Here is a 15,475-nt window from a genome sequence, read left to right on the forward strand (position 1 = left end):
TGCGGTTGGCTGGCGCGCATGGGCGCCCGGTCACGGTGAACGTCACCATCCCGCTGTCCACCCTGCTCGGCCTGGACGACCACCCCGGCGAACTAGACGGCTACGGACCCATCCCCGCCCACATCGCCCGCCACCTATCCACCGCCGGACTCTGGCGCTGGGTCGCCACCCACGACACCACCGGCGTCGTCCTGGACCACGGACGCACCCGCTACAAACCCACCCAAGACCTCATCGACCACGTCATCCTGCGCGACCGCACCTGCCGCGCCCCCGGCTGCAACGCCCCAGCCCAAAAATGCGAACTCGACCACTCCATCTACTGGCCCCTCGGCCCCACCGCCGCCTGCAACCTCGGCCTGTTCTGCAAACACCACCACCTCCTCAAACACCACACCGGCTGGCAACTGACCCAACCCCACCCCGGCACCTTCACCTTCACCAGCCCCACCGGCCGCACCACAACAACCAGACCCACCCCCACCGGACCAACACCCCCACCACCCCAACCCGAACCCCCACCCCAACCACCCGACCCCGCCCACGACATCCCACCCTTCTGAAACCAGCGAGGTCAGCCGCAGCACAGGTCGGACGGCCTTGCCGTCGGCCTCCGGCCATCCCTACCGTGTCCTCGTGGCCCACCCGCGCATGTACAGCGACGACGACCCGTACCTGGACCGGCTACGGCAGACCGCCCTCGCGTTTCCGGAATCGGCCGAGGTCGAAGCGTGGGGACGGCCGACCTTCCGGGCAGGCAAGAAGATCTTCGCCGTGTTCGAGGGCAACGACGAGCATCCCTACGCCGTCATCGTCAAACCGGACCCGTCGGACCGCGATGCGCTGCTCGACGATCCCCGCTTCTACATCCCGGCGTACTACGGGCCCAGCGGATGGCTCGCGTTGGACTTCACCGCCGCCGAAGTCGACTGGGACGAGGTCCGTGAGCTCCTCGATGCGTCCTACCGCCAGGTCGCCCTCAAGCGGATGCTCAAGCAACTCGACCAGACCGGCTGAGCGAGCACGACAGCCCAGGGCTCACGGCGTCAGGACCGCAGCCCCATCGACGGCGTCCGCCGCGAGGTCGGCCAGGGCGGCGTCGGCACGCAGCAACGGGTAGCGCGTCGTAGTGACCTGGAGGGGATGCTCCGCGGCGACCTGAAGAAACTCACGGGCATCGGCTCTCGTGTTGGCCGTGACACTGCGCAGCTGCCGCTCCTGGAACAGGTGCCGCTGATAGTTCAACGGTGGCACGTCGGTGAGGTGAATCCCCGCGATGGCTAGCGTTCCACCCCGGTCCAGGGCCTCGAGCGCTGGCGGCACCAAGTCACCGACCGGCGCGAACAAGATCGCGGAATCGAGAGGTTCCGGCGGGCGATCAGCGCTGCCGCCGGCCGACGCGGCTCCGAGCTCGAGCGCCAAGCGCTGCGCCCGAAGGCTACGTGTCATGACGTGCACGACGGCGCCACGCGCCATGGCCACCTGCGCGGCCAGATGCGCGCTGGCCCCGAAACCATAGATGCCCACTCGCCCGCCGGGAGGCACGTCGGCACGCAGCAGCGCCCGGTACCCGATGATCCCCGCGCACAGCAGCGGCGCCAGCTCTACGTCGGAGTACCCGTCGGGCAGAGCGAGCGCATAGTCGGCCGGGACCGTCGTGTACTCGGCATATCCGCCGTCAGCGTCCCAGCCCGTGTAGACCGAGCGGGCGCACAGGTTCTCCGCCCCTCGCGCACAGAAGCGGCACGTACCGCACGTTCCGCGCAGCCACGCGATGCCGACCCGGTCACCCGGTGAGAAGCCCACCGCGTCCAGCCCCAGGGCGACCACCTCGCCGACGACCTCATGCCCAGGCACGACCCGTGGCCGATGGACCGGCAGATCACCCTCGGCGACATGCAGATCGGTCCGGCACACCCCGCACGCCATGACCCGAACGAGCAATTCGCCAGAACCCGGCGTCGGCACAGCTTCCTCGACCAGCTCCAGCGGTCCGCCGGTGATCGGTCCGGGCCGTACGACCCGCCAGGCTCGATGGCTCGTTTCAGCGTGGTTCGACATCGTCGCGGGACACCCCGGTTATCACGATACGCCCGGCGCCGGGACCAAGACGTCTGCGCGCACTGGACGGTGGTCCGACGCAGCGGTGTCGATGACCGCTGTCTCGACGACGGTGACATCGGCCGAAGCCAGGATGTAGTCGATCCGCGTCCGCGGGTCCCACGCGGGGTAGGTGGCACCGCTGCCCGTGCCACCGGTCTCCCATGTGTCCTCGAACACCTCCAGCAGTTCGGCGACTTCTGGATCGCCCGGCGCAGCGTTGAGGTCACCCATCAGGATCGTCGGCCGATCCGGGGTGCCCACCAGCTTCACGATCGCCGCGGCCTGCTCACGGCGCGTAGCAGCGTCGTCGAACTGCAGGTGGGTGTCGTAGATGTCGACCAGGACACCGTTCACGTCGATCAGTGCGGACAGCAGTCCCCGCTGCTCTTGCCCGTCGAACCTGGGCAGGTAGGTGTTGTCCCAGGTGAGAATCGGCCAGGCGCTCAGAATCGCGGTACCGAACTGCCTGCGGGGCGCGCCCGGCCGCGGCGGGTCGAGGTCCATGTTCGCCCCGTAAGCCAGGTGCATGTTCAGCTCGCTGGCCAGCCACCCCGCCTGGTCGGCGAAGCCGCTGCGCTCGGACCAGAAGCGGTCCACCTCCTGCAAGGCGATGACGTCAGCCTGTGCCGTCCGCATGACCGCAGCCAGCCGCGCCAGGTCAGCTTCACCGTCGGAACCAACGCCGAAGTGAATGTTGAAGCTCATCAGCGAGAGCCGCAGCTCACCCATGGGCGGGCGGAACGAGACGGCGAAGTCATCGGTCATGCCGGCCATCATGCCCATCCGGGGTGCCGGCAGAACAAGCCCGCGCCGAACGCGCGCGTCAGTCGATCAAGCCGGGAATCGCTTCACCCGAACGCACCCGCCACGCCGGGACCCTGAGCACCCGCGTCACTGGCCCGATGCCCGACGCGGTGTCGGGCTGGAGCCCCTCGAGCAGGTGGCACCGCTCCATCATCCGGCGCAGATGAGATGCCGCATCGGCGCCGGCGGCCGGGCCACGGTCCAGCAGCACCGCCGTGCCACCTTCGGCCGTACCCACCAGCACGTCGCAGCGGTACCCGTCCAGCAGCGCGTGGTGTTCGATCCGGTCGTAGCCGGCCTGCTCAAGACGCTGATGGAGCAGTTCGGCGAGCGAGTCGTCGACCACGTCGTCGGCCGGACGCTGTGGCGGAATCGGGTGCACATGGAACGAGCGCACCGACGACAACCGCGCCAACGTCGCCGCCGGCCCGGACCGGGTCGACCAGAACGCATGCCGGCCGACGGTGACGACGTGCGCACCCGCCCGGGTCAGAGCGGCGCTCCACAACGGCGCCAGCGACTCCACCCACCGCACGGTCTGTTCGGGCATTCCCTCACCGGCGACGAGAGAGACGACCACTGCATCACTGGCAGCCAGGTCGGTGTCGCCAGGCAGGTGAACCTGGATCGGCTCGAACCGGAACAGCGAGCGCAGTTCCTCAGCCTGCGCGCGGAACGGTGTCACGACACTCACCCGCGCCCCTTCGGGCAGCTGGTCACGCAGTTCGTAGACCGCCCACACCACGCGGTCGATCTCCGCTTGGCTGCGCCACGAACCACCGTTCGGGCCCGGTTCCGGGGTGCCGTGCACGTCCTCCCACAGCAGTAGCGTCGACTCAAACGTCTCGGGATCGCGGGCCCGGCGCAGTGCACGAACGTCCGTGGTGACGGTGAGCCGACCGTCGTACAGGGCGTCGTCGAAGATCCGGGCGATGTCCGGATGGCAGCCATCGTGCTCGTCGAGCAACTCGACCTGCGGGGCCCGGACGGCGACGGCGTCATAGGCGCTGTGGGTCTGGTGGCTCAACCGGCGCTGCTCCAGCCAACCGGCGCTCAGCCCGCCATGCTCGCGAGCCCGGCGATGACGGTGATCGCTGAGCCGCACCCGGGGCTTGCTGCGAACCGGGTCCCCGAGGACCAGCGCTCGACGCGCCCGGAACAGCACCGGCAGGACGGCGGCCACGTCGATCTCGTGCGCGTCGTCGACCACCACCAGGTCGAACAGGCCCGGCTCCAGCGCCAGCTGCTCGGCATCGGCGACCGTGACCGCCCAGCCGCCGAGTTGCTGGACGAGTTCACGCTGGCTGGCCTGCCGGTCACGTCCTCCGGGTTCGAGGGCCATCCGCCGCGCGAGCATCGTGGCTTCGGCCTGCTCGACCTGCTCGCCGACGACGACATCGACCAGTTCCGCCGACAACCGACGGCACCGGTCGAACAGCGCGCGCCCTTGCTCGTCCAGCTGCGTGTCGTCGACCGTCTCGACATCGCGTCGGTCGGTGCGCATCCGCTGCTCGGCACGGGCGAACAGCAACAAGGACTCGAACGCCTCGGGTTCGGCGAACCGCCGACGCTGATCACCGGGGTCGGCGTCGCCTGCGCTCACCGCTCGCAGATACTCTCCCGCGGCTCGACGACGACGCCACCCGCGCAGGATCCGAGCGGCGTCGAGGGCACGCGCGCGCTCGATCCACTCCGCCAGCGCCGCGTCGTCGTCACGCCACGCGGAGTCGAGCGCGTGAACGTCCACATCAAGGCGGTCTGCTGCTGCCGCCCGTGCCGAGCAGGTCTTCCGTAGGGCGGTCTCGACGCCGGACCGCCTCGACAGGCCCGCGCGCCATGTCTCGACGTCCGCGCGCGCTGCGGCGAGCTCAGCAAGGACCTCCGACCGGGGCCGGCGCCGCTGCGGATCGCGCGCCGAGCGCGTGAGATCACGCAGCAACTGCTTCTCTTCGGCCCGCGCCTGTGCGTCTCCGGTTCGGATCATCATCCCGGGGGCGAGCTGCGAGCACCAGTCGACCACGTTCTGCACCGCCCGGTCGTCGGGCGCGACATACAGGACCGTCTGCCCGGCGGCCAGCGCGGTCGCGACGGCGTCGACCACCAGGGCCTGCTTGTCGGTGCCTGGCGGCGTGGTGGCGACGGTCAACGGCTGGTTCATCGCCGCGTGCAGGACGGCTTCGCCGCTCTCGCTCAGCTCGTCCGGCGTCACCGCCAGTGGAGCTGCATCGGTGAGTTGGACACCCGGTGCGCGATGTCCGGCCGGGGCGGTGAGGTGCTCCAGCACGGTGCCGGGGATCCGGTCGGCGTCGTCACCGATCGCGGCCAGTTCGGCGCTCACGGCGATGGCCGCTGCGCGAGTGGACTCCACGTAGAGCACGGCGGCGGTGTTGTGCACGCCGGTGCGCGTGGCGGAGGTGATCCCGTCGCCGGTCAGCGCGGCCGGGTCGAGTGTCTCGAGCTCACCGAGCCCGAGTCGCTTCATCAGCTGCCGCACGGCGACGAGCATCTGGTCGTGGCCGTCCGAGCGCCACAGCGGTTGCCACGATTCGAGGACGCTCGCGGCCTCCTGATCGTCGAGGCACGCCTGGAGCACGCCGGCGTGCGGCATGATCGGCCCGGTCGGCCGCAGCGCGGCCGCACCTCGAGCGTCGACGGTCACCTCCACGCGTTGGACGAGCAGCGGTGCCACCGTCACCTGCGCGAGCGGGCTCGCCGAGTGCCGTCGCCCCCCACCGGCCAGCGTGACCAGGGGGTAGCCGTACCAGAGCTCGCGCTCCTTCCAATCGAAGGTGTCGACGCCGTCGGGCGCGGTCGTCGTCGACGACTTCCCGGAGAACAGCATCTCCGGGCCCGACGTGATCGGCACGTAGGCTTCGGCGTCGTCCCTGGCCGGCAGCGCTACCGGCGAACGCGCGTCGGCGAGGCAGGCGCGGTAGTAGGCGGCCAGTTCGCGCCACCCGGCGTCGTCATCATCGGGACCGGCGGGCTGAGCCGGCCGACGCCCCGGGTGTGCGCGGTTGTCGAGCAGGCTCACCGCCCGGACGGTCGACCGGGCGATGACGTGGTTGCCGGTGACCGCCAAGGTCGACGTCACTGGCCGGGCCCGCCGCGGCACGTCGTCCCCGCCGAGCCGCTGGGCCAGATAGCCGGCCAGGTCGTCGGCGGTCACCCACGGCCCGAGCCCGCTCTTGGCCCGCCCGGCGCTGAGCCCGTCGACGATCTCGGCGGTGAACCCCGACATCGCGTCGCTGTCGGCCGGTACGCGGTGCAGCAACGCCTCGGACGCCGCGATGACGTACGTGCCTGCGGGCTCCAGCCAGGCGCTGGGCGCCGCGTGCTCGGTGGCCACCGCCCGGGCGCCGTAGTCGAGCAGGACTACCTTGCTGGTTGCGCGGCATTCTTGCAGCTGACGGCGCAGGAAATCGGCCGGGACCGCGGTGTGTTCGAGATCGTACGGGTCGGAGTCCTTGCTCACGAGGTAGAGCCGACCGTCGGTCGCGGAGACCTCGGCATAGCCGCTGACGTAGACGACGACGGTGTCGCCGTGTTCGCGTTCGCTGAGGAACGCCTCGATGCCGCGCATCATCTGCGTGTGGGTGGCATCGCCGATCACCAGGCAGGTGTCCATCATCCCCACGTCGGGGCGTTCCAGGACGTGCTTCATCTGCCGCACGCCGGCTCCCGCGCTGGGCAGGTCGGGGTAGGCCTCGTGGTCGTGGATGGCGGTACCGATCAGCAACGCCGCGCGGTCGCCTGCGGGCAGCTGACTTCGATCGACCGGGACCGGCCGGCGGTCGATGCGAGGAGCAGCGACGAGAGCGGGCTTGACCGCGACGAACCGTTGTGGTGCTTGCTCGACGTCACGGAGCATCTCGTTCATCTGGGTCAGCTCGTTCATCGGGCTCCTCGCCTACGCACCTGCCGACATCGGTCCGCTCACCAGCGGATCTCTCGCAGACTAAGTACGCATCACGCCGAATGTCGGATCTCGGTGGAAATTGGGCCGAACACCCGATGGGGCCCTCGGACGACGGGTTGCCCCGCCGCGAGGGTCAGCGATGCCGCCGGACGTGCCGGCTCATCCAGTGGTCGATGATCGGCCGCGGCCACAGCGGCAGCCGACCGTTCAGCGTCACCGCAGGCGGCGGCATCTGACCACGAGCGTGATACGCGTTCACGGTGCTGCGCGCCACGCCGAGCAATTCGGCGATGGTCGACGCCGTCAGCATTTCTGCGGCCTCGAGCTCTGGAGCCGACATCCCCACGACCACGTCGCCGCGCCGGGCGAACTCCGGGGCCGGTACGGCGAGCGTCAAACTCGGGTGAGCACCGGTGATGTGCGTCACGTAGGGCTCGCACCAGCAGAGCTCGCGCCTGGCCTCCGGGCCCCACAGCCAGCCGGAGTCGAGCAAAACGTATTCATGACCTGCACGAACGACACGCGGCGCGGCGATGTAGCGACGGTGTAGAGTGACGTCGGCTGCACCTGGCACGGGCTTTTCGGTCGCCGCGTACAGCCAGGTACCGTCGAGCCGGACGTAATTGCCCCCGCCGGCCGCGAGTTCCGCGAACGGGCTGCTCACCGGCCGTAGATGGGCAGCGAGTTCGGCGGCGGCGTTGAGCATGGCGCAACGATAGGGTTACAACCAGTGGTTGTAAATGGGACATATGTCCCCTACAGTCGTCGGCGATGACCACGCACAGGGAGAGCCCGGAGTGAAATCGAAGGCTCTGGGCGCGATCATGGCAGTCGCTGCCATTGGATGTGCCACCTGGGGGGCTCCGTCGATCACGACGGCCGCCGGGGTTGTGTTGCGCTCCGACGAAGCGCCGTCCGTCGAAGATGCCAAGAGTGATCTCGACGCCGCGCGCGAGAAGTTCGAAGCAGCCAAAGCCACTGAGTCCAAGGCTCAGGAGCGCGCGCAGAAGGCCAGCCAAGCAGCCGTAGACGCCAAGGCCGCCGCCACCGAGGCCGCCGCGCGGGCCGAACGGGCTCGAAAGGAGAGCGCGCAGGCCGAGGCCGCCTCCGCCGACGCGCAGACCGAACTCGGTCGTCTCGCCGCGCACGCCTACGCGAACAACGCTGAGCTCGGGCGGCTGGCCGAATTGAGCGCCGCCATCAACCCGCAGGACTTCCAGCAGCGCTCCACCAGCATCACCGAGCTGATGCGCGTGCAGGACACGATGATCAGCCAAGCGGCCGAGTCGCGCGCCGAGGCCACCAACGCCGCCGCGCGTGCCGGCGGACAGGCCAAGGCAGCCGCCCAAGCCTCAGCTGAGGCCGACGAGCTCGCCGCGCAGGCGAAGGCCGCACTCGACGAGGCCGCAGCGGCAGCGGAAGAGGCCGAGGACGCTCTCGCCGAGGTCAGGCAGGTCTACGAGGACGCCAAGCGCGCCGAACGGGAACGCGAGAACGCCGAGGACCAACCAGACCGGAACGACCGCGACCCTGACACCGACGACTCCGACGACGGTGGCACCAGCGATCCACCGGTCGGCGACGGCGAGTTCCAGCGTCCGTCCGACGGCCCCATCACCTCGCCCTACGGCATGCGGGTCCACCCGGTGACCGGGGTGTACAAGCTGCACAGCGGCACCGACTTCGGCGCATCGTGCGGTGCTTCCGCCGTCGCGGCCGGCGGCGGCACGGTCGAGGCGGCCACTTACGCCGGCGCCTACGGCAACCAGGTCACCATCTCGCATGGTGTCATCGACGGCATGGACGTCGAGACCACCTACAGCCACCTGTCGTCGTTCGCGGTCAGCGCGGGCGACACGGTGTCCGGCGGTGAGCAGATCGGCAGCGTGGGCACGACCGGTTCGTCGACAGGCTGCCACCTGCACTGGGAGGTCATCGTCAACGGGGAGTTCACCGACCCGATGTCCTGGCTGTCCTGATCGGTCAGGACAGGGCCTTCACGGCGTCCAGGATCCCCCGGTGGAATGTCGGGTAGGCGTAGATCATGTGCTGCAACGCCTCGACCGGCACCTGCCCATGGACGGCGACGGCCAGTGCGCCGAGCACCTCTCCGCCGGTGGGACCGGCCGACGTGGCGCCGACGAGCACACCTCGCTCGGCGTCGGCCACGAGTTTGATCATGCCGTCGTTGCCGGCCTTGTGGATCCATCCGCGAGTCGTGGACGGCACCTCGGCGACCCCGACCCGCACAGCGAGGCCTGCCTCGCGCGCTTGGGCCTCCGTCATGCCCACGGCCCCGACCTCCGGGTCGGTGAACGTGACCCGCGGCACCGCTCGGTAATCAGCCGGCGGCCCCGGCCGACCGAGGATCTCGCGGACGACGATGTCAGCTTGATAGGTCGCCACGTGCGTGAACGCGCCGTGTCCGGTCACGTCGCCCACGGCCCACACGCCGTCGACGACCCGTAGCCGGTCGTCCACCGGCAGCGACCTCGCGGACGGGTCGACGCCGATGGCGTCCACGCCCAGGTTGCTCAGGTTCGACGTGCGCCCCACCGAGACCAGCAACGCCTGAGCGCTCACCTCGGTCTCGTCGTCGAGCCTCAGCGTGAAGGCCGAGCCGTCATGGCGCACCGCTTGCGCGCGGCGGCCCACACGGACGTCGATCCCGTCGGCCTGCAGAGCTCGGCGCGCCACGTCGGACGCCTCGGGCTCCTCGATGGCGATCAGCCGATCCTGCGCCTCGACCACCACGACCTTCGTGCCGAAGCGGGCGAAGCCCTGGGCGAGTTCGAGCCCGACGGCACCGCCGCCGAGCACGATCAGCGACTCCGGCGCCTCGGTGGCTTCCAGCGCCTCCCGATTGGTCCAGTAGGGCGTGCCGGCCAACCCGTCGATGGGCGGGATCGCCGGCGACGTACCGGTGCCGACGACGACGGCGCGGCCGGCCTCGTACGTCGTCCCGTCGACGTCGACGCGGTCCGGCGCGATCAGCCGGCCGCGTCCGCGCACGAGCCGGCCGCCCTTGCCGGTGAACCGGTCCGCGGCGATGCGGTCGTCCCAGTTCGTGGTGGCCTCGTCCCGGATCCGGGCAGCCACCGGTTTCCAGTCCGGCCACACCTGCGCCTGACCGGCCATGCCGTCGACGCGTGCGGCCTCGGCGAGCAGATCGGCGGCGCGGACGATCATCTTGCTGGGAATGCAGCCCCAGTACGGGCATTCCCCGCCGACCAAGCGGTCTTCGATGCCGATCACATCAAGCCCGGCCTCGGCCAAGGACCCGGCTACGGCTTCGCCACCGACCCCCATACCGACCACGATCACATCGGCGCGTTCACTCATCCACTGAGCCTACGCGCCCCCCGCTGCGGCTGTATCCTGAACTCGTGCCTACGTACGAATACCGCTGTCGAAGCTGCGGCGACACGTTCCAGTTGTCGCGCCCGATGAGCCAGTCCGGCGCACCGGCACGGTGCCCCACGGGACACGACGACACCGTCAAGCTGCTGACCACCGTGGGGCTCAGCGGCAGCGCCGGCGAGCCCGCCGCCGGTGGGTGCTGCGGCGGAGCGTGCGGCTGCAGCACCTGATCCCCGCTCGAGGCGCCTGGGGGGAGTGAGCGCCATGGCCACGTACGACACCGTCGTGGCAGTGGACGACGAGCGCGCCTGGTACGACCACGTGGCCCGCAGCCTCGTGCGGCCGACCGATCTGCTGGCTGCCGACATCGGCTGCGGTGCGGCGCACATGACCATCGCACTGAGCTCAGCCCTCCCGCGGTGCGCCTTCGTCGTCGGCGTGGACCGCGACGGTGACACCCTCGACGCTGTGCCCGGCGCCAGATGGTCGATGCAGACGTCGACGACGGGCACATCCGGCTCCTGTGCGCCGACCTCGACACCGAGTTCACGCTGCTGCCCACGGTCATCCGGGACGCCGACATCGTCTGGGCGTCGGCGTCGATTCACCACCTCGCCGACCAACAGGCGGCCCTCGACGTCCTGGCCCAGATCCTGCGACCTGGCGGCCGGCTCGCCCTCGCCGAGGGTGGCTTGTCGGCGCGCCATCTGCCGTGGGACCTGGGCATCGGCGCACCGGGACTCGAAGCTCGGCTTCTCGCCGCGGAGGAACGCTGGTTCCTCCGGATGCGCGCCAGGCTCCCGCATGCGGTCCGCATGCCGTACGGCTGGACAACCGCCCTGCGGCGGGCTGGGCTCACCGACGTGACCAGCCAAACCTTCACTTTCGACAAGCCGGCTCCCCTCACCGGCGACGACCTGTCGGCGGTCCTGGAGTGCCTCGAGCGGCGGGTGCGTCGTGTCCGCGACGACGCCGGGCTCAGCGTGGACGACGTCCGGTCCTGGAGCCGGCTGCTCGACTCCGATGATCCGGCCTGGTTGGGCCGCCGCGACGACATCTACTCGCTGCAGGCGCGGACGACCTACACCGGTGTTCGCTCAGAGCGAAACTCGACCGAGTTCCGGAATTGAGTAGCCTCGACTCAAGTTGTAGGTGGTAGACCTGGTCGTTCCAGGTCAGGCAGGAAATTCGTACGTCAACATCAACGACGACGAAGGAGGGATGTGCCATGGCCACCACGCTGATGCCGTTCCGTGACGTCGACCGCTGGCTCGACATGGACCGCTGGTTCGACGTCGACCGTTGGTTCCGCTCGTTCTTCGACGCCCCGATGACCAACGGCACCGGTTTCGCCCCGGCTGCCGACGTGGATCGCGACGGTGAAGACCTGGTGGCACGTTTTGACCTTCCCGGCATCGACCCGGACAAGGACGTGACCGTCGAGGTCGAAGGCCACAGGCTCATCGTCCATGGGGAGCGTCGAGACACCCACGAGGAGGAGGACGACGGCCGCAGGGTGCGTGAGGTCCGCTACGGCTCGTTCCGTAGGGTCGTCACACTGCCCTCCGAGGTCGAGGCCGATGCCGTCAGCGCGACGTACGACGCCGGTGTCCTGACGGTCCGGGTCGCTGGTGCGTACGCCGACTCGAAGCCGACGCGCATCGAGATCACCCGTGCGGCCTGACCGGGCCTCTGATCGACTGAGGTAGAGACAAGGGGAGACACCTCGACGGTGTCTCCCCTTGTGCTGTTCATTCAGCTGGAACGACGTCCTCCACCCGGAACGCAGTGCCCTGCTGACACGTGGTCAGGACGCCGCGCTCGACCCGTCCGGTGATCACCAGCGGCTGTCCCGATGACAGCAACTTCTCGTCCCCGCCGAGCAAGAGGTAGTCGTCGAGGAGCCAGCATCCTGATTCCACGCCCGGCTCAGGAACTCCGCGCAGCTCCATCAAGCCGGGCGTGGTCGGCATGGTGGGAGTGGGCGGCGGCGTGGTGACCTCGGCCGTCGGCGGGATCGCGGTGTGCCGTCCCCCGTCGCTCGGCTCCTCCGCGGCGTCGCCGCATCCGGCCAGCAGCACGATCACGACCGCGATCGCTGCGCTCAGAGCCGGCTTCGTCCTCACATCGGTCAGACGCGCAGCCGCGCGAACCGGTTCCCGCGTGAGTTCGACCATCGCGCCCAGCACCGCGGGCCAGTAAGGTGCCAAGCGTGATCTGGACCATTCGCACCGGCTCCGGGTCTTACGTCCTGCGCGAACAGATCGAGCCAGCGGACGAGCCCGGGCTACTGGACCTGTTCAGATCCTGCAACGACTGGTTCGAAGCCGTGACCGGCGGACCCTCCGGCAACGGTGACGTGCAGGGCCTGTTCTACTCGCTACCCGAGGGCGCACGTTTCGAAGACAAGCGCTTGTTCACCCTTCGCGACGGCGAGCGCATCGTCGGCTTCATCGACGTCGTGCTCGGCTACCCGCACCGGCGGGCCTGCTCCATCGGGACGTTCCTGCTCGCGCCGTCACACCGCCGGGCCGGCATCGGTACCGCCGTGAGCCGCGTCCTGCTGGAGGAAGCGCGCCACGCCGGCATCGACGAGGTCATCGCTTCAGCCGACGACCGGTGGCCGCAGGGCATCGCGTTCCTTCGATCCCTCGGTTTCACCACCGACGAACCTGATGGCCAGTCCGCACCGCGACGCGCGGTCCTGACTCTCAGCGCGGTGGACTGACGACGCGCGCTCGCGTGAGATCTATACCACGCAGAGTGACGAATCCGGCCAATCGGCGGGCAGAGCCGAAGCGAAGCGACCATACTCGTGCCCATGACGATGAGCGAGACCGAGACACGCACCATGGTGGGCTACGCCGACGCGCTCACCACTGTCATCCGCCGCGGTCGGCTCGTGCCGGCGCAGCGCGAGTGCTTCCTCGAACTGGACTCCTCCGGCGAGCGGTTCGAACTGCTCGGCCCGTTCGACACCGCCGCAGAACGCGGTGACGACGTCGAGATCGAAGGCGTCGTGGCACCGGGCCGGAACATGCCCGGACACGTCCCCGCCATGCTCGTCCGCCACGTGCGGCGGTTGTGACGGGCGAAGCGGTTACGACGCGTCCATCCCGCTGGCGACCGGGTGGCCGGCGCGGATCCACGCAAGGGTCCCGCCGGCCACGTTCCGGGCATCAACGCCCTGGTCACTGAGGAATTCCGCGACTTGCGCACTGCGCCCGCCGACCGCACAGATGACGTACACCGGCCGGTCGCGCGGGATCTGTTCGTGGGCCGCGACGACTTCACCCATCGGTAGCAGTTCCGCCCCGGGCACGTGCGCCTGGACGTACTCCTCCGGCTCACGCACGTCGACCAGGACCGCGCCGTCGTTCAGCTCCGCCGCCAGGTGGTCGACGGTGACGTCCTCGACACTCATGGCGCGCTGACGAAGATGTGCGAGGCGTCGGCGTCGGACAGTTCCACCGTCTCGGCGTTGCGCAGTGCGACCCCGGTCTCGGTGGAGATGGCCGTGACCGTCTGCCCCGGCGTGATCTCCGCCTGGCGCAGCGAGGCCAGCAGCTTCTCGTCCACCTGCAACGGCTCGCCGATGTGACGCAGCGTGACGCTGGTGCCGGTGGGCGTTCCCACCTGGCGCAGCTGCCGGACACCGGCGCGGAAGTCCTTGACCTCGGTGGTGATGCCAAGCTCACGCAGGCCGGGGATCGGATTGCCGTACGGGTCGGACGCCGGCTCGCGCAGCAGATCGACCAGCCGCCGCTCGACGGCCTCGGAGACCACGTGCTCCCAGCGGCACGCTTCGTTGTGCACGAGTTCCCAGTCGAGCCCGATGACGTCGACGAGCAGCCGCTCGACCAGCCGGTGCTTGCGCATGACCCGCGTGGCCAGCAGCCTGCCCTTCTCCGACAACTCCAGATGGCGGTCCTCGTCGACGTGCAGCAGCCCATCGCGCTCCATCCGGGCCACCGTCTGACTGACGGTAGGGCCGGACTGGCGCAGCCGTTCAGCGATCCGTGCCCGGAGGGGTGTGATGCCCTCTTCCTCGAGCTCGAAGATCGTCTTGAGGTACATCTCTGTCGTATCGATGAGGTCGCTCACCGGGCCGCTCTCCTTGCTCGAACTGATGAGCCGAGCTTACTCGACCGGGCCTGACCGGACCCAGGTTCCACGGTGTAGCACCGCGGCGACACGCAGGTCGGCGTCGAGCACCACGGCGTCGGCCAGCTTGCCCACGGCCAGCGTGCCCACGTGGTCGTCGATCCCCAGCACCCGGGCCGGATTCGCCGACGTCGCGGCCACCGCGTCCGGCAACGAGAACCCGGCCTGTTGGACGGCAAATCGGAACGCCGCATCCATCGTCAGGGTGCTGCCCGCGATCGAGCCGCCCTCGACCAGGCGAGCGACGCCGTCGGTCACCCGGACCTCCATGTCACCGAGCATGTAGTCGCCGTCCCCGACGCCGGCTGCGCCCATTGCGTCAGTGACCAGGGCGATCCGCTGCGGGCCAGCGCTGGCGCGCACATGCGCGGCGATCGCCGGATGCAGGTGGGCCCCGTCGAGAATGAGTTCGACGGTGACGCGCTCGTCTTCCAGCAGCGCCACGATCGGGCCCGGCGCCCGGTGATGCACCGGAGCCATGGCGTTGAACAGATGGGTCGCCACCCGCGCACCAGCCTCGATCGCCTGGCTGACCACCTCGTACGTCGCGTCGGTGTGCCCGACCGCCGCGGCGGCGCCCGCACCGACCACCGCGCGGACCGCGTCGAGGCCGTGGTCGAGTTCAGGCGCGAGCGTGACCATCCGCACGGTGCCCCGCCCGGCATGGAGCAGCTTGTCCACCACTGCCGGGTCCGGCGCGCCCAGCACCGACTCGTCGTGGGCGCCCTTGCGAACCGGGGAAATCCACGGCCCTTCCAAATGGACGCCGGCGATCAGCCCTTCGTCGACCATGTCGGCCAACGCCCGGACATCGTGGTCGATCTCGTCGATGGGGCCGGAGACGAGGCTGGCGACCAGGGACGTCGTCCCGTGCATCCGGTGGGTCGCGACGAACGTGCCGACGTCCTCGGGGTCGGCACCGGTGACCCTGGCCCCGCCGCCACCGTGGCTGTGCATGTCGACGAACCCGGGGACCAGCCAGTGCCCGTCGAAGCGGTGGTCGGGCTCTCGCGGCGGCTCGCCGGTGCCCGTCGCGGCGATCCGGCCGTGCTCGACGTCCAGCCACCCGTCCTCGACGACACCGTCGGGCATCACCATGGCGGCACCGGCGATCAACGACATGCG

16 protein-coding genes and 1 pseudogene are annotated in these 15,475 nt (G+C 69.8%); 8 read left to right on the forward strand and 9 right to left on the reverse strand.

Annotated elements, in window-relative coordinates; genetic code table 11:
* Both M6444_RS13480 and M6444_RS13485 read left to right on the forward strand, forming a co-directional pair.
* A pseudogene (locus M6444_RS13480) lies at window positions 1–563 on the forward strand (hypothetical protein); the annotation flags it as partial.
* A gap of 88 nt (window positions 564–651) precedes the next feature.
* Window positions 652–1,017: an MmcQ/YjbR family DNA-binding protein gene (locus tag M6444_RS13485; RefSeq protein WP_363326369.1), complete on the forward strand. Its 366-nt coding sequence runs from the start codon at window positions 652–654 to the stop codon at window positions 1,015–1,017.
* Window positions 1,018–1,038: 21 nt separating this feature from the next.
* Here the strand turns inward: M6444_RS13485 and M6444_RS13490 are convergent, their stop codons facing one another.
* The 4 genes from M6444_RS13490 to M6444_RS13505 form a co-directional block, all read right to left on the reverse strand.
* Complete coding sequence (locus M6444_RS13490) at window positions 1,039–2,061, reverse strand: zinc-binding alcohol dehydrogenase family protein (RefSeq protein ID WP_298328197.1); 1,023 nt, start codon at window positions 2,059–2,061, stop codon at window positions 1,039–1,041.
* 21 nt (window positions 2,062–2,082) lie between these two features.
* A complete protein-coding gene (locus M6444_RS13495) occupies window positions 2,083–2,868 on the reverse strand; it encodes an endonuclease/exonuclease/phosphatase family protein (protein ID WP_298328200.1) in 786 nt (261 codons plus the stop codon).
* Between the two features lie 58 nt (window positions 2,869–2,926).
* Window positions 2,927–6,805 (reverse strand): AAA domain-containing protein, encoded by a 3,879-nt coding sequence (locus tag M6444_RS13500; RefSeq protein WP_298328202.1) that lies wholly within the window; start codon window positions 6,803–6,805, stop codon window positions 2,927–2,929.
* 154 nt (window positions 6,806–6,959) lie between these two features.
* Complete coding sequence (locus M6444_RS13505) at window positions 6,960–7,532, reverse strand: hypothetical protein (protein ID WP_298328205.1); 573 nt, start codon at window positions 7,530–7,532, stop codon at window positions 6,960–6,962.
* A 91-nt stretch (window positions 7,533–7,623) separates the two neighbouring features.
* Here M6444_RS13505 and M6444_RS13510 point away from each other — a divergent pair, with 91 nt between their 5' ends.
* The gene (locus tag M6444_RS13510) at window positions 7,624–8,805 is read left to right on the forward strand and encodes a M23 family metallopeptidase (protein ID WP_298328207.1); all 1,182 of its coding nucleotides are present in this window, start codon (window positions 7,624–7,626) and stop codon (window positions 8,803–8,805) included.
* 4 nt (window positions 8,806–8,809) lie between these two features.
* Here the strand turns inward: M6444_RS13510 and M6444_RS13515 are convergent, their stop codons facing one another.
* Complete coding sequence (locus M6444_RS13515) at window positions 8,810–10,168, reverse strand: NAD(P)/FAD-dependent oxidoreductase (protein ID WP_298328210.1); 1,359 nt, start codon at window positions 10,166–10,168, stop codon at window positions 8,810–8,812.
* Window positions 10,169–10,212: 44 nt separating this feature from the next.
* Here M6444_RS13515 and M6444_RS13520 point away from each other — a divergent pair, with 44 nt between their 5' ends.
* The 3 genes from M6444_RS13520 (at window position 10,213) to M6444_RS13530 (ending at window position 11,870) form a co-directional block, all read left to right on the forward strand.
* The gene (locus tag M6444_RS13520; protein ID WP_298328213.1) at window positions 10,213–10,416 is read left to right on the forward strand and encodes a zinc ribbon domain-containing protein; all 204 of its coding nucleotides are present in this window, start codon (window positions 10,213–10,215) and stop codon (window positions 10,414–10,416) included.
* Window positions 10,417–10,668: 252 nt separating this feature from the next.
* Entirely contained in the window at window positions 10,669–11,316 is a 648-nt protein-coding gene (locus M6444_RS13525; protein ID WP_363326366.1) for a methyltransferase domain-containing protein, read from the forward strand.
* A 98-nt stretch (window positions 11,317–11,414) separates the two neighbouring features.
* Entirely contained in the window at window positions 11,415–11,870 is a 456-nt protein-coding gene (locus M6444_RS13530; RefSeq protein WP_298328216.1) for an Hsp20/alpha crystallin family protein, read from the forward strand.
* Window positions 11,871–11,937: 67 nt separating this feature from the next.
* On the opposite strand, the gene M6444_RS13535 is transcribed toward M6444_RS13530, so the two are convergent.
* Window positions 11,938–12,312 (reverse strand): hypothetical protein, encoded by a 375-nt coding sequence (locus M6444_RS13535; RefSeq protein ID WP_298328219.1) that lies wholly within the window; start codon window positions 12,310–12,312, stop codon window positions 11,938–11,940.
* 86 nt (window positions 12,313–12,398) lie between these two features.
* Between M6444_RS13535 and M6444_RS13540 the strand changes: the two genes are divergently transcribed.
* Together M6444_RS13540 and M6444_RS13545 are read left to right on the forward strand one after the other, a co-directional pair.
* Complete coding sequence (locus tag M6444_RS13540; RefSeq protein ID WP_298328222.1) at window positions 12,399–12,914, forward strand: GNAT family N-acetyltransferase; 516 nt, start codon at window positions 12,399–12,401, stop codon at window positions 12,912–12,914.
* Window positions 12,915–13,007: 93 nt separating this feature from the next.
* A complete protein-coding gene (locus M6444_RS13545) occupies window positions 13,008–13,274 on the forward strand; it encodes a hypothetical protein (RefSeq protein WP_298328225.1) in 267 nt (88 codons plus the stop codon).
* A 12-nt stretch (window positions 13,275–13,286) separates the two neighbouring features.
* Here M6444_RS13545 and M6444_RS13550 read toward each other — a convergent pair whose 3' ends face one another.
* The 3 genes from M6444_RS13550 to nagA are packed head-to-tail and all read right to left on the reverse strand — an operon-like array spanning window position 13,287 to window position 15,472.
* The gene (locus tag M6444_RS13550) at window positions 13,287–13,610 is read right to left on the reverse strand and encodes a rhodanese-like domain-containing protein (protein ID WP_298328228.1); all 324 of its coding nucleotides are present in this window, start codon (window positions 13,608–13,610) and stop codon (window positions 13,287–13,289) included.
* Window positions 13,607–14,290, reverse strand: a complete 684-nt coding sequence (locus M6444_RS13555; RefSeq protein WP_298328232.1) for a metal-dependent transcriptional regulator — start codon at window positions 14,288–14,290, stop codon at window positions 13,607–13,609. The genes M6444_RS13550 and M6444_RS13555 overlap by 4 nt, the downstream gene beginning before the upstream one ends.
* A 36-nt stretch (window positions 14,291–14,326) precedes the next feature.
* Window positions 14,327–15,472 carry an N-acetylglucosamine-6-phosphate deacetylase gene (gene nagA / locus M6444_RS13560; protein ID WP_298328235.1) on the reverse strand — a complete coding sequence of 382 codons (1,146 nt, stop codon included), beginning with the start codon at window positions 15,470–15,472 and terminating at the stop codon, window positions 14,327–14,329.
* Window positions 15,473–15,475 lie beyond the last annotated feature (3 nt).

This window comes from Haloactinopolyspora sp. (genome assembly GCF_027324685.1).
GTDB lineage: Bacteria > Actinomycetota > Actinomycetes > Jiangellales > Jiangellaceae > Haloactinopolyspora.

Coding starts and splice junctions, on each gene's coding strand:
- M6444_RS13485 (WP_363326369.1), top strand. CDS start 652: ATGTACAGCGACGACGACCCGTACCTGGACCGGCTACGGCAGACCGCC.
- M6444_RS13490 (WP_298328197.1), bottom strand. CDS start 2,061: ATGTCGAACCACGCTGAAACGAGCCATCGAGCCTGGCGGGTCGTACGG.
- M6444_RS13495 (WP_298328200.1), bottom strand. CDS start 2,868: ATGACCGATGACTTCGCCGTCTCGTTCCGCCCGCCCATGGGTGAGCTG.
- M6444_RS13500 (WP_298328202.1), bottom strand. CDS start 6,805: ATGAACGAGCTGACCCAGATGAACGAGATGCTCCGTGACGTCGAGCAA.
- M6444_RS13505 (WP_298328205.1), bottom strand. CDS start 7,532: ATGCTCAACGCCGCCGCCGAACTCGCTGCCCATCTACGGCCGGTGAGC.
- M6444_RS13515 (WP_298328210.1), bottom strand. CDS start 10,168: ATGAGTGAACGCGCCGATGTGATCGTGGTCGGTATGGGGGTCGGTGGC.
- M6444_RS13525 (WP_363326366.1), top strand. CDS start 10,669: ATGGTCGATGCAGACGTCGACGACGGGCACATCCGGCTCCTGTGCGCC.
- M6444_RS13530 (WP_298328216.1), top strand. CDS start 11,415: ATGGCCACCACGCTGATGCCGTTCCGTGACGTCGACCGCTGGCTCGAC.
- M6444_RS13545 (WP_298328225.1), top strand. CDS start 13,008: ATGACGATGAGCGAGACCGAGACACGCACCATGGTGGGCTACGCCGAC.
- M6444_RS13550 (WP_298328228.1), bottom strand. CDS start 13,610: ATGAGTGTCGAGGACGTCACCGTCGACCACCTGGCGGCGGAGCTGAAC.
- nagA (WP_298328235.1), bottom strand. CDS start 15,472: ATGTCGTTGATCGCCGGTGCCGCCATGGTGATGCCCGACGGTGTCGTC.